This is a genomic window from Microbacterium testaceum (assembly GCF_001476285.1).
GTDB classification, from domain to species: domain Bacteria; phylum Actinomycetota; class Actinomycetes; order Actinomycetales; family Microbacteriaceae; genus Microbacterium; species Microbacterium testaceum_B.
On record NZ_LDRU01000090.1, the window covers coordinates 1 to 12,819 of the forward strand.

General features: G+C 72.1%; 10 protein-coding genes. 2 read left to right on the forward strand and 8 right to left on the reverse strand.

Annotated features, from left to right (window positions below; translation table 11 throughout):
- Nucleotides 1-82: 82 nt before the first annotated feature.
- Nucleotides 83-1,561, reverse strand: a complete 1,479-nt coding sequence (locus tag NS283_RS14695) for a helix-turn-helix transcriptional regulator (RefSeq protein ID WP_058597602.1) — start codon at nucleotides 1,559-1,561, stop codon at nucleotides 83-85.
- A gap of 131 nt (nucleotides 1,562-1,692) precedes the next feature.
- Here NS283_RS14695 and aceA point away from each other — a divergent pair, with 131 nt between their 5' ends.
- Nucleotides 1,693-3,009 carry an isocitrate lyase gene (gene aceA, locus NS283_RS14700; RefSeq protein WP_058597603.1) on the forward strand — a complete coding sequence of 439 codons (1,317 nt, stop codon included), beginning with the start codon at nucleotides 1,693-1,695 and terminating at the stop codon, nucleotides 3,007-3,009.
- Nucleotides 3,010-3,356: 347 nt separating this feature from the next.
- A complete protein-coding gene (aceB, locus tag NS283_RS14710; protein WP_058597605.1) occupies nucleotides 3,357-4,970 on the forward strand; it encodes a malate synthase A in 1,614 nt (537 codons plus the stop codon).
- A 49-nt stretch (nucleotides 4,971-5,019) separates the two neighbouring features.
- Here the strand turns inward: aceB and NS283_RS14715 are convergent, their stop codons facing one another.
- The 7 genes from NS283_RS14715 to pnuC are packed head-to-tail and all read right to left on the reverse strand — an operon-like array spanning nucleotide 5,020 to nucleotide 12,784.
- Nucleotides 5,020-6,465: an AMP-binding protein gene (locus NS283_RS14715; protein ID WP_241492263.1), complete on the reverse strand. Its 1,446-nt coding sequence runs from the start codon at nucleotides 6,463-6,465 to the stop codon at nucleotides 5,020-5,022.
- The gene (locus NS283_RS14720; protein ID WP_058597606.1) at nucleotides 6,458-7,066 is read right to left on the reverse strand and encodes a hypothetical protein; all 609 of its coding nucleotides are present in this window, start codon (nucleotides 7,064-7,066) and stop codon (nucleotides 6,458-6,460) included. Before NS283_RS14720 ends, NS283_RS14715 begins: the two co-directional genes overlap by 8 nt.
- On the reverse strand, nucleotides 7,059-8,870 hold the full coding sequence (locus NS283_RS14725) for a hypothetical protein (RefSeq protein WP_058597630.1): 1,812 nt from the start codon (nucleotides 8,868-8,870) through the stop codon (nucleotides 7,059-7,061). Before NS283_RS14725 ends, NS283_RS14720 begins: the two co-directional genes overlap by 8 nt.
- 11 nt (nucleotides 8,871-8,881) lie before the next feature.
- Nucleotides 8,882-9,535 carry a hypothetical protein gene (locus NS283_RS14730; protein WP_058597607.1) on the reverse strand — a complete coding sequence of 218 codons (654 nt, stop codon included), beginning with the start codon at nucleotides 9,533-9,535 and terminating at the stop codon, nucleotides 8,882-8,884.
- Entirely contained in the window at nucleotides 9,532-11,103 is a 1,572-nt protein-coding gene (locus tag NS283_RS14735; protein ID WP_058597608.1) for an AAA family ATPase, read from the reverse strand. Before NS283_RS14735 ends, NS283_RS14730 begins: the two co-directional genes overlap by 4 nt.
- Before the next feature lie 9 nt (nucleotides 11,104-11,112).
- Nucleotides 11,113-12,183 (reverse strand): AAA family ATPase, encoded by a 1,071-nt coding sequence (locus NS283_RS14740; protein WP_058597609.1) that lies wholly within the window; start codon nucleotides 12,181-12,183, stop codon nucleotides 11,113-11,115.
- Nucleotides 12,176-12,784 (reverse strand): nicotinamide riboside transporter PnuC, encoded by a 609-nt coding sequence (gene pnuC / locus NS283_RS14745; RefSeq protein ID WP_058597610.1) that lies wholly within the window; start codon nucleotides 12,782-12,784, stop codon nucleotides 12,176-12,178. Before pnuC ends, NS283_RS14740 begins: the two co-directional genes overlap by 8 nt.
- Nucleotides 12,785-12,819 lie beyond the last annotated feature (35 nt).

The window sequence follows — 12,819 nt, forward strand, 5'->3', positions numbered from 1 at the left end:
GACAGCCGCAGCGCCGCCGACCTCAACCCGAGCGCCCGAGACTCGACGCGACGCCGCACCCCGAGCCGGAAACCACCCGCCGTCAGTCCGCCGGCGCGTGCGCCTGCAGGAACTCGTACATCTCGGTCGTGTCGACGCCGGGGAACGCCCCCGTCGGCAGTGTCGCGAGGAGCGTCCGGGGCGTGCGGACGTTCGGCCACGCCTGCCCGCGCCACGTCGCCTCGAGATCCGCGGGAGCCCGGCGGCAGCACGTCTCGACCGCGTGCCGCGACACGCCGCGATTGGGCGTATCCCGCCCCCGGAACCACCGCGTGTCGTCGAACCGCACGCCCACGCTCACCGAGTGCGCGCCCTCGCTCGACTGCTCAACGCGCGCGGTGCACCAGTACGTCCCGTTGCCGGTGTCGGTGTACTGGTAGTACGGGTTGAAGAGGTCGTCCTCCTCGAACACCACGCGACTCGTCCACCGCCGGCAGCACATCTGCCCCTCGATCGAGCCGAGCCGGTCGGTGGGGAAGTTCACGTCGTCGTTCTCGTACGCCTTCGTGATCGTCCCCGACTCGTGCACCTTGAGGAAGTGCACGGGGATGCCGAGGTGCACGGTCGCGAGGTTGGTGAAGCGGTGCGCGGCGGTCTCGTACGACACCGAGTAGGCGTCGCGGAGGTCCTCGATGCTGATGGTCCGCCGCTCCTTCGCTTCGCGCAGGGCCGCCACGACGTGCGACTCGGGCATGAGCAGCGCGCCGGTGAGGTAGTTCGTTTCGACGCGCTGACGGAGGAACTCGTCGTAGCTCGTCGGCTCGCCGTGCCCGAGGATCCGACTCGACAGCGCCTGCAGCACCGCCGCGCGCGGGTCGCCCTTCGCGACCTTCGTCGACAGGTACAGCCGACCATGCTTCACGTCGGCGATGCTGCGCGTCGACGACGGCAAGTCGGGCACATAGTGCAGCGTGAAGCCGAGGTGCGCGGCGATGTCGCTCGCCCCGCGCTGGGTGAGGGGCCCGCCGGGGTGCTCCACGGCCTCGAGGATTCCGGATGCCACGCGCTCGAGCTCTGGGAAATGGTTGTCCTGCGTGCGCATGAGGCGACGGAGGGCGACGTTCGCGCGCCGGGCCTCCTCGGGCGTCGCCGACCGCTCCTCCCGGAGGCGCTCGATCTCGGCCTGGAGAGCGAGCATCGCGGCGAGCGCCTCGTCCGGCACCGCACGGCCCACGCGGAACGGCGCGATCCCGAGCGCTTGGAAGGTCTGCCCGCGCATCGCCCGTTCCACCGACAGCTCGAGGGTGGCGCGGGCGTCGAGGGGCTCGGCATCCAGGATCTGATCGAGCTTGCACTCCAGTGCGCGCGCGATCGCCTGCAGCAGCGTCAGCTTCGCCTCGCGACGGCCGTTCTCGATCATCGACATCTGGCTGGGCGCGCGACCGACCGCTCCGGCGAGGTCGTCGAGCGTCATGCCGCGCGCGGTGCGCAGTTGTCGGATGCGTCGGCCGATGGTGAGCGTGTCCACTCCCTCATCGTCGAGCGGGAGGGATGCCGCGGGAATCGAGACGCCGGTGTCCATACCGGCAGGTTCTCACAGAAGCGGAAGATCGCGCGATCTTCACACGAGAAATGTCGGGAATGGGTCTTTTTCTTCGCCCACAGTGGTCTCCACGGGGCACCGACGCCCCGGAATCCCGAAGGAGAACGCTCATGACGATCCAGGCCACCCCCGCGCAGCCGCCGCTCCGCCCCGGCGACCAGACCGAGACCGCCGCCGAGCTCCGTGCCGCTTGGGATGCCGACCCCCGCTGGGACGGCATCGAGCGCACGTTCTCGGCCGAAGACGTCGTCCGCCTCCGCGGCAGCGTCCGCGAGGAGGCGACGCTCGCCCGCCGCGGGGCCGAGAACCTCTGGAACCTCCTGCACACCGAGGAGTACGTCCGGGCCCTCGGCGCCTACACCGGCGGTCAGGCCGTGCAGCAGGTGCGGGCCGGGCTGAAGGCCATCTACCTCTCCGGCTGGCAGGTCGCCGCCGACGGCAATCTCGCGGGCCAGACCTACCCCGACCAGAGCCTGTACCCCGCCAACTCCGTCCCGGCGGTGGTGCGTCGCATCAACAACGCGCTGCTCCGCCAGGACCAGATCGAGCGCGCCGAGGGAGAGATCACGCAGGACTGGCTCGCCCCGATCGTCGCCGACGCCGAGGCCGGCTTCGGCGGTCCGCTCAACGCCTACGAGCTCGCGCAGTCGCTGATCGCGGCGGGGGCCGCCGGCATCCACTGGGAAGACCAGCTCGCGAGCGAGAAGAAGTGCGGTCACCTCGGCGGGAAGGTGCTCGTGCCGATCCAGCAGCACATCCGGACCCTCAACGCCTCGCGCCTCGCAGCCGACGTCGCGGGCGTGCCGACGGTGATCATCGCCCGCACCGACGCCCTGGCCGCCGACCTGCTCACGAGCGACATCGACGAGCGCGACGCTGAGTTCCTCACCGGCGAGCGCACGAGCGAGGGCTTCTACCGGGTGCGCCCGGGGCTCGATGCCGTGATCGCGCGCGGCCTCGCCTTCGCCCCCTACGCCGACCTGCTGTGGGTCGAGACCGGGGAACCGGACATCGAGCTCGCCCGCCGCTTCGCCGAGGCGATCCACGCCCGCTTCCCGGGCAAGAAGCTCGCGTACAACTGCTCCCCGAGCTTCAACTGGAAGCGCCACCTCGACGACGCGCAGATCGCGACGTTCCAGGCGGAGCTCGCGGCGATGGGCTACGCGTTCCAGTTCATCACGCTGGCCGGCTTCCACGCCGTGAACCACTCGATGTTCGACCTCGCCCGCGGCTACGCCGAGCGCGCCATGAGCGCGTACGTCGAGCTGCAGGAGGCCGAGTTCGCCGCCGAAGCGAACGGTTACACCGCCACGCGCCACCAGCGCGAGGCGGGCACCGGATACTTCGACGTTGTCTCCACCGCGCTCAACCCCGACAGCGCCACTCTCGCCCTCGCCGGCTCCACCGAGACGGCCCAGTTCCACTGACCGCGGGCCGACCCCGTCGCCCCACCAGAGAATCTCGTCCCACTTTTCGCGGACCTCGTCCCACTTATGGCCATTTGAGCGACCCTCAACCAGCCATTTTCGGGACGAGGTCCGCAAGCGGCCCATACCGCCTCTCCTCCCTTTCCGCCGCGCAGACCGACCCCTCGTCCCACTTTTCGCGGACCTCGTCCCACTTATGGCCGGTTAGATCACCCCCGACCAGCCATAACGGGGACAAGGTCCGCGCGGAGAGGGGCACAGCGCGACACAGACAGAAAGCCACGACCATGACCCTCATCACCTCTCCCCCTCCCACCCCGACTCGCACGAACACCGAGGGATCCGGGATGCCGAACGCCTCGGCATCCATCCCCCACCTGCGCCTCGAGCGCCCCCTCGAAGGACGGGATGCCGAGATCCTCACGCCCGCGGCGATCGCGTTCCTCACCGAACTGCACGACCGCTTCGCCCGGCGCCGGCACGACCGGCTCGCCGCCCGCGAGCGTCGGCGCTTCGAGATCGGCACGGGCGACGACCCGCACTTCCGCGCCGACACCGCGCACATCCGCGACGACCCGTCGTGGCGCGTGGCGGGCGCGGGCCCCGGCCTCGAAGACCGCCGCGTCGAGATCACCGGACCCACCGACCCCAAGATGACCATCAACGCGCTGAACTCCGGCGCGCGGGTCTGGCTGGCCGACCAGGAGGATGCCACGAGCCCCACCTGGCGGAACGTCATCGGCGGTCAGCTCTCGCTGTTCGACGCGATCCGCGGGCAGCTGTCGTTCACGAGCCCCGAGGGCAAGCGCTACGAGGTCACCGCCGAGCGCACCCCGACGATCGTGATGCGCCCGCGCGGCTGGCACCTGCCCGAGAAGCACGTGACGTTCATCGACCGCGCGGGCCGGGAGCTGCCGGCATCCGGTTCGCTCGTGGACTACGGGCTGTACGTCTTCCACAACGCGCACGCGCTGATCGCCGCGGGCCGCGGGCCCTACTTCTACCTGCCGAAGATCGAATCGGCCGAGGAGGCACGGCTGTGGGACGACGTGTTCTCGTTCACCGAGGAGCGCCTGGGTCTCGCGCACGGCACGATCCGTGCGACGGTGCTGATCGAGACACTGCCCGCGGCGTTCGAGATGGAGGAGATCCTCTTCGCCCTCCGCGACCACTGCGCGGGCCTCAACGCCGGCCGCTGGGACTACATCTTCTCGATCATCAAGACCTACCGCGGACGCGGGGCGCGGTTCGTGCTCCCCGACCGCAGCGAGGTCACGATGACGGTGCCCTTCATGCGCGCCTACACCGAGCTGCTCGTGCGGACCTGCCACAAGCGGGGCGCGTACGCGATCGGCGGGATGAGCGCCTTCATCCCGAACCGCCGCAAGCCCGAGGTCACAGAGGCCGCGTTCGAGAAGGTCGCCGCCGACAAGCGGCGCGAGGCCGGTGACGGCTTCGACGGCACATGGGTGGCTCACCCCGACCTGATCCCGGTGGCCCGCGCCGAGTTCGACGCCGTGCTCGGCGAGCGCGAGAACCAACTGCACCGCTCACGCGAGGAGGTCGCGGTCGAGCCCGCCGACCTGCTCGACCTGCGGATCGGCCTCCCCGTGACGACGGCGGGTGTGCGCGGCAACGTCTCGGTGGCGATCCGCTACATCGAGGCGTGGCTGCGGGGCCTCGGCGCCGTGGCGATCGACGACCTCATGGAGGATGCCGCGACCGCCGAGATCTCGCGCTCGCAGATCTGGCAGTGGATCCACCAGGACCGCGAGACCGCCGAGGGCGACACGATCACCCGCTCCTTCGTCGAGGGACTGCTCGACGAGGTGCTGGCCGAGGTTCCCCGCTCCGACGGCGACCGCTTCGACGACGCGGCGGCGGTGTTCCGCGAGGTGGCGCTGCGCCCGGAGTTCCCCGCGTTCCTCACCCTCCCGGCGTACGCGAAGTACCTCGACTGACGCCGGTCACAGCCGCGAGCCCCCTCCCCGTCTCGGGAGGGGGCTCGCGTCACGACGTCGCGGAACGGAAGCGCCGGGGCTTGCCCTCGCCGAGGTCGATGAGGCGGTTCACACGTCCGACCTCGACCGGCTGCTCCAGCAGCACGACGAGCGCCTCACGGATCCGCGCGGCATCGCCGCCGACCACCGTCACCGCGACAGCGCCCGACGCGTCCTGCACGACCGACCACCCGAGCGCCCCGTGACTCTGCAACTGCTGCGTCAGATCGACCGAGGGAACGCGCACGCCGGAACCGGTGACGAACTCGGTGTGCTCGCGCCCTTCGAGGTCGGCGATCCCCACCGCCCCGTCGGGGAACCGCACGAGACGCCCCACGTCGCCCGTTCGATACCGCACGAGCGGGAGCAGGGGGTTCTCGCCCGCCGTCACCGTGATCTCGCCCATCTCCCCCTCGGACACAGGGTCGCCCGCGGCATCCAGGATCTCGACGAGCACGCGCCGGTCCAGCACCCGGAACGGCCCGTCGTCGGTGCGCGCGGCGATCGGCCGCGTCTCGTGCAGGCCGTAGACGTCGATGACCGGGCACGCGAAAGCGGCCTCGAGCTCAGCGCGCAGAGGCCCCGACAACGCCATCGCCCCCGAGAACAGCGCGAGCGGCCGCAGCACCTCGCGCAGATCGTCGCTCAGCAGCTCGGCCAGGCTCGTCGGGTTGCCCGAGATCACCTGCGGGTTCGCGTCCGCGAGGAATCGGGAGCGATCGGATGCCGCGCGCCAGGCGCGCGCGTCGAGGTTCACGCGCGCCATCGCCCGGTGCGCGAAGCCGCTGATCAGCGAGACGTAGGTGAACGCCTGGCGCTGCTGCAGCACCCAGACGAGCGCGAGGCGCTCGGCATCCGGGGTCCACTCCACACCCGCGCGGCGGGCGAGATCGACGAGGAGGTGGAAGCCCCGGGCCACCTCTTCGACGTCGTCGGGGATGACGAGCGCAGCTCCCGTCGAGCCCGAGCTCGTGCCGTGCAGCATGCGGTCGAGGTCGGCGTCGAGCGGCACGAAAGCCGAGACGTCGGCCGCGAGATCGGCGCGGGCGATCGGGGGGAAGTCCACGAGGGTGCGCAGCCCCGTGTGCCCCCGATAGAACGGGAGCTTCCGCGCGGTCGCGAGGTGCTCGTCGAGCCAGCCCTCGAGCGGAAGCGGGGTGCGCGTGCGCTCGATCGCCTCGGCGGTGAGCCGGTCGCCGGTCGCGTGCACCCAGGCGGGCGCGGAGGGGTGGGTGCGCCAGCGGCGGAGGCGTTCCGCGGCGGGGGCGTCGAGGGTCGGCCAGCGCTCGGCATCCGTGAGCACCGCCGCTGAGCCCGGGCGGTACTCGCCGAGCGCGAGCGGATCGTCGGGGTCGGGCAGCGTGGCCGACTGCGGTTCGCCGCCGCGGGACGGATCTCGCGGGCCCCGCACCACCGGCGGCTCGGGAGGCAGGGCAAGACCGTCGGGCTCACTCACTCGAGTACCTCGCCGCAGCCTCCCTCGCCCGGGCCTCGGCCAGACGTCGGGCGATCTCCTCGCGGTGCTCGTACGCGGCGTAGGCCTCGGCGAGCGCGCTGCTGCGCCGGAGCGAGTCGCGCGCCTGCCAGAGCGCCTGCGCGGTCGCGCGGTCCTCTCCCGCGGGGACGAATCCGGCCCACAACAGGAAGGTGCGGGCCGCTTCCTCCCGCCGTTCGTCGTCGGCGAGCCAGTCGAGCGGATCGACGACCGGTGCGACCCGTAGCCCGAGGGAGTCGACGGCGCGGAGCGCCCACGCCCCAGCGAGGGACGGGCGGAGGGGCTCGACGATCTCCTCGCTCGCGAGCAGCCAGAGCCCGATCGCGGCGCCGCGACGCACGCGGGCATCGTCGGCGTAGGCCGCGGACGCGCACTCGGCCCCCGCGATGTCGCCCGAGAGCGCCCTGATCGACACGTCGTCGTCGAGGAACGACCGCGGCACACTCGACAGCCGCGCGGCGACCGCGTCGAGCGCGGGCCCGGGGCGCGCGAGCGACCACGTCTCGCCCTCGGGCGGGGCCAAGCTCGCCCACACCTTCAGGAGTTCGTCGGCGTCAGCCATTGAGCACCTCCGCCAGAGTCGCGCACGCCGCGGGGGCGTCGTCCATCGTCTCGAGATACAGCGTCTCGTAGCCGGCGGCCCGCGCGAGCGGCTCCACCTGCCGCGACCGGTCGAGGACGACGAGCGTGCCGGTCGACAGCGCGGACCGCACCTGGGCCGCCACTCCTGCTCGGTCGGGATCGCCCGCCCCGAACATCGACACCAGCCCATCGTCCGAGAGCACGACGAGATGGCGGCGCTCCTCGGCGCTCGCCGGTCCCCGCCCCGCGGAGCGGCGCTCGAGCAGGTCGAGCGGGAAGGTCGTCCCGCCGCCGAAGAAGTGGGCGAGGTCGCGAACGACGCGGACCGGGTCGCGCGTGAAGTCGTCGCTACCGGCGACCTGCCCGGGGCCCGAGAAACTGGCCACGCGGACCCGGCCGCCGCCCCGCAGAATCGACAGCGCGAGGATCGTGCCCGCCAGCACGGCGGGTGACCCCGATCGAGGGTTCGGCATCGATCCAGATGAGTCGATGTACATGTCCAGCGTGATGCTCGCCTCGCGCGGCACCGGCTCGTCGGCGAGGAACGAACGGCGGCGGGTCGTGATGCCGGGGACGACGACGCCCCCGGCGCGCAGGGTCGCGGGCCAGTCGAGATCGGCCAGGTCGTCGCCGGTCTCCCACGTCTCGACGGGGCCGGGCAGCTCCTCGGCCAACGTCGACGGTGCGCGCTGCGTGAAGGGACGCACCCATCGCGCGGCCTCGGAGCGGTACCACGCCGCGATCACGGCATCCTGGTCCGCGCCCGCGTACAGCTCGAGGGTCTCCGCGATGCCGAGCGCCTGCCCCGACCCGTTCCCGGCGGACCGCGCCGTGCCCGACCCGCGCCCGCTGGGCACGGGGAGGGGCGCCTGGAGCCGGCGATCCGCGAGGACGCGACCGAGCTCGGCTGCTCCCGGGGGAACCTCGTCGGCGGAACACGCGCCGCCCGGCATCGACGCTCCGGCCGCGTGTTCCGCGACGACATAGGGGGCCATCAGCACGCCGAAGCGCAGGGCGCCCGAGACGGCATCGCCGGCGAACGTGCGCACGAGCTCGGCGAGCGTGTCGGCATCCAGACCGGGTCGGGTGATGGTGGCTTCCGCGAGCTCGAGCGCCGCCTGTTCGGCCTCGGCGCGCGCCTCGCGCATCCGGTCGTCGCGGGCTCGATAGCTTCCCCGGGACCTCTCGTGCTCGCGGTGCTCGATGGCGGCCCGCGGCGGCGGCGCCGGCGGCGGATCGATCGCGCACAGGGCGCCCGCGGGCAGGTTCCACAGCAGCTCGTAGGTCCGCAGGTACACCCACCAGAGTCGACCGCCGGTATCGCGCGACGCGCGGTAGAGCGCGCGTGACAGCCCCACGATGCCCGGCTCGCCCGCTCCGTCGCGCCGCCGCTGCAGCAGGGCCACCCGGGCGTTGACGAGCAGGTCGGTCCACAGGTTCGAGAGCATCGCGACATCGTCGTCTCGCACCGAGCTCGCTCCCGCCGCGACGAGAGTCCGCGCCAGCTGGTGGCGGATCTTCAGCGAATCCAGACGCGTTCCGGGAGCGAGAGCGTGGTGGCCGAGCTCGTGCGCGAAGACGCTCTCCATCTCGCCCGCGCCGCCGAGCTCGGCCACCATGCGCGGGTCGACGACGATGGCCGGCGGGAAACGGAACCACGCGGGAGCACCGTGCTCACGTCCGGCGCCGGGCAGCAGCTCGGCGTCGTGCATGCGCACACCCCAGAGCTCCTGCGCGCTCTCCCACGCGCGGCGCACGTCCCCCTCGAGCGCAACCGCCTTCACGCGAGTCCCCTTCACGCGGGCTCCGCGACGTAGATCCACGCGAGGTACGACTCGGCGAAAGTGAGGAGGGATGCCGTGGGCCCCGCCTCCCGTCCGAGCGCAGTCGGCGGCTCCCCCTCGAGCGCGACCAGTCGCGAGCCCCACACATCGGCGTCGACGCGCCACCAGCGCTCCCCCGTGCGCACGGCGAAGGCGCCGTCGTCGTCGAGCGGTCTCGGGTCGGTGGGCGGGGCGGTCCACGCGCCCCCGAGCCCGGCGAAGCCGCCCACCGCGCACACGTATCCGCGCTGGCCCGCGCGGCCCGGCCACCAGAAGCGGTCGGCGCGCTGGCGCTCGGCGAACGCGCCGAGGTCGCCCTCGGCGATGCCGAGCGCCGCCGCGGCCGCGGCGGGCGGGACCTCCACGAGGTGAGCGAGCGCATCGTCGCGAAGGCCCAGCACTCCGGCGCGCCAGCCCGCGATCCCCGCGAGGGCGACGACGAGATCGCTCGGTGCATCGACCGGCAGCGCCCTCTGCCCCGCGGCGAGCGCGTGCCAGAACCGCTCGGCGGACCCGCCCGCCGTCTCGACGTTGATCCCCGCGCGCTCGAAGTCGAGCCCCGGCACGTCGATCGGCACGCCGGTCGGCGGCTCGGTGTCGGCGAGATGCCCGGGGCGGCGGATCACGCCCGCCCCTCGACCCAGCGGAGGTAGGCGGTGTAGCGCTGGTGCAGGTACTTCAGCGCGGTCAGGTCGTCGAAGTCGCGGCCGTACAGTTTCCCCGAGGTCGACGCGGCGCGCAGGCGCGCCTCGACCGCCGTCAGACGCCGCGAGGCCTCGACGGCGGAGACCCCGTCGAGCCCGGCATCCAGTTGCGCAAGCAGTTCACCGACCGGGTCCTGACGTCCGCGGCCGAGCGCGTCGTACTGACGGCACGACTCGGCGAAGAGATCGCTCAGCCAGCTCATGAGGTCGGTCGACAGTTCGCGCTCGACACCGACGTCGAAACGTGGGTGCGTCGGGTTCGGCAGCAGCTTGCCGCGCAGTACGAAGGGCACCATCGCGGCGACGTCGGCGAGCGAGACCTCGTCGCGCCCGCGGAACCACGCGACCGCCTTGGCGTACACGATGAGGGTCTGCAACGCGCGTACCGAGAGCCCGTTCAGCGTCTGGGCGCCGAGATCGGCCATGAGATCGGCACCCGAATTCGCCTCGATCGTCTCGGCGACCTTTCCGCCGGCGGTCGTGACCGTGTCCTTCGTGCGGTACTCGAAGCGTCGCCCGCCGCCCTGCACGAACTCGAAGTGACTGAGGAAGAACTCCAGTCGCCGCCGCACCTCGACGGGCACGGGCACCGCGCGGATCGCCGCCCGCATCGCGGTCTGCTCCTCGGGCGCGAAGACGAGCTCGGCGGGGACGTGCTCCTCGGGCTTCTCGCCGGCTTCGACGCGCGTGATCAGCTCGTCGAGGAAGCGGCTGTTGAACCCGGCCGCGGGCACGGTGACGTCCATGCGGTCGCGGAGCGCCTGGATGACCGGGAACGTCCCTCCACCGGCGTCGTCGTTCGCTGTGAAGAACCAGCTCTCGACCCCCGACACAGGCGCCGTCTTCCTGAGCTGGTCGTGGCTCTCGACGTACCCCTCGGCGACCATCGTGAGCAGCGCCGACTGCGTCTTCGTGGGGATGCGGTTGTACTCGTCGACGATCTTGACCGGCCGCGACAGCCAATCGCGCCACGCGACACCGACCTCGGCGAGACTCGCGGCGTTCATGAGGTCTCGGGGAAGAGGGATGCCGACGAGGTCGCTGATCGTGAGCTGCGGCTGCCCCTGCTGCACCCCGCGGCGCACGTCGTCGGGCGTGGAGCCGGCGAGGACGCCCATGAGCACCGCGACGGTCGTCTTGCCGCGCCCCGGACCGCCGACGAGGAGGCACTTGCCCCCGACCGCGAAGCTCAACAACGGGAGGAGGACGTTGGACGAGAACGACGCCTCGCTCGGCAGGGTCAGCTCGGCGCCCGCGTCGCCGAGGGCGAAGGCGAGCGGCGCACCGGACGAGAACTCGACGTCGTAGTACGGCGAGATCACCGCGCGGTTGACGATCCAGTAGTAGGTCTGGCGGAGCTTCTCGTCGAGCGGCACCGCGACCGTCTCGGCGGTGTCACGGAACAGGTCGGCGGCCGTCATCGAGGCCGTTCCCTCCCCCGTTCCCGCCGTGGTGGGTGCCTGCGAGAGCTTGTGCCAGCGGTCCGCCATCGCGCCAGCCTAACCGCCGGCCCGCCGCCGCAGCTCCTCTTGCTCGGCGTGCGGTCGACCCTCCATGGGAGCGGCGAACGAGGTCGCTTCGGCGACCGCTCGACGGATGGCGGGGAGGGCGGATGCCACCCGCTCGGCGGCCGTCCCCCGCACCTCGAGCCACGGCACCGGTTGCGCCGCGAGCACCTCGCGGAAGCGCTCCTGCATATCGGCGCGGATGTGCTCTCCGTCGCGCATCCCGTCCTGAACGAAGGGAATCTCGTCGCCCGTGAGGATGTACAACGCCGGGCGGTGCGCCGCGGCCCGCGCGAAGATGCGCGGCGCGGCCGTGCCCACGTACCGCTCGTGCCACAGGGTAGTGGCGAGCACGTCGGTGTCGCAGACCAGCACCGGACGCGGCGCCCGGCGCGCGGCATCCTGTTCCCAGGCGATCTGCCGGTCGACGACGAGGTCGAACTCGTCGCTGCGCCAGGGGGCCTCGAGCCCGCCCTCGCGCGTCTCGCTCAGCTCGCGACCGTACTCGGGCACCCAGAGCGTGCCGAGCTCGGCGGCGAGCGCCTCGGCGAGCGTCGTCGAGCCCGTCGACTCCGCGCCGAGGACGACCACGCGGGCGGCGAGGTCGGCGCGCACGGTCGGCGAGAGCTCGTGCCAGTGGGCGTCGAGGTCGCCGCGGATGGCCGTTCCCGAGACGGGGTTGATGCGTCGACCGGGGTCGATCTGCACCCAGTCCGCGCCGAGGCGGCGCGCGAGTTCCGCCCCGTACTCGTCGGAGGTGAAGACGACGTCGACCGGTTCGTCGAGCAGGCCCGCGATGGTCGCGGTGTGCGCGTCCCAGGCCGTGTCGGAGGCGAAGTCGACCGGGGTGTCGTCGAGGAGGTCGACCACGCGCACCGTCGGGTGGTCGGCGCGAACCCAGGCGGCGCGCTTGTCGAGGGGGATCGATTCGACGGATGCCGCGATCACCTCGACCGTGACCCTCTCGCACGCGCGCACGGCCGAGCGGATGAGGTGCGCGTGCCCGACGTGGAGGGGGTAGAACTTGCCGACGACCACGCCGTGGCGGTAGCGGCGCTCAGGCACGGGTATCCGCCGTGGGCACGGCATCCGTCGACTCGCTCTGCACGCGGCGCCACGACCACAGCCCACTCACGCACAGCCCGATGAACAGCGCGTACAGCGCGGCGATGATCCACAGTCCGGTGGCGATCGAGAGCGCCACGAAGGCGACGTCCACACCGATCCACACGAACCAGTTCTCGATCCACTTGCGGTTGAGCATGTACTGCGCGACGAGGCTCGCCGAGGTGGTCGCGGCATCTGCCAGGGCGACCTGCGAGTCGGTGAAGGTGGCGAGCACCCAGGTCAGCAGGGCCGTCCCCGCCACCGCGGCGACGATGAGCCAGGGCACGGCGCGCCGGGGCGTCCGGGCGACGTACTCGCGGTCGTGTTCGACCCCGCGCGTCCAGCGCCACCACCCGTGCACACCGAGGACGACGTAGACCACCTGCAGAGCGGCGCTGGCGTAGAGCCCGGCCGGCACGAACACCACGAGGAACACGAGATTGTTCGCGATCCCGATCGGGTAGGTCCACACGTTCCGCCGTGCGGCCAGCAGCACGCACGCGGCGCCCGTCGCGAAACCGAGGATCTGCGTCCACTCGGTCAGAATCCACTCGATCACCCGTCGAGCCTAGGTGCGCCGACGGAGTGACACGC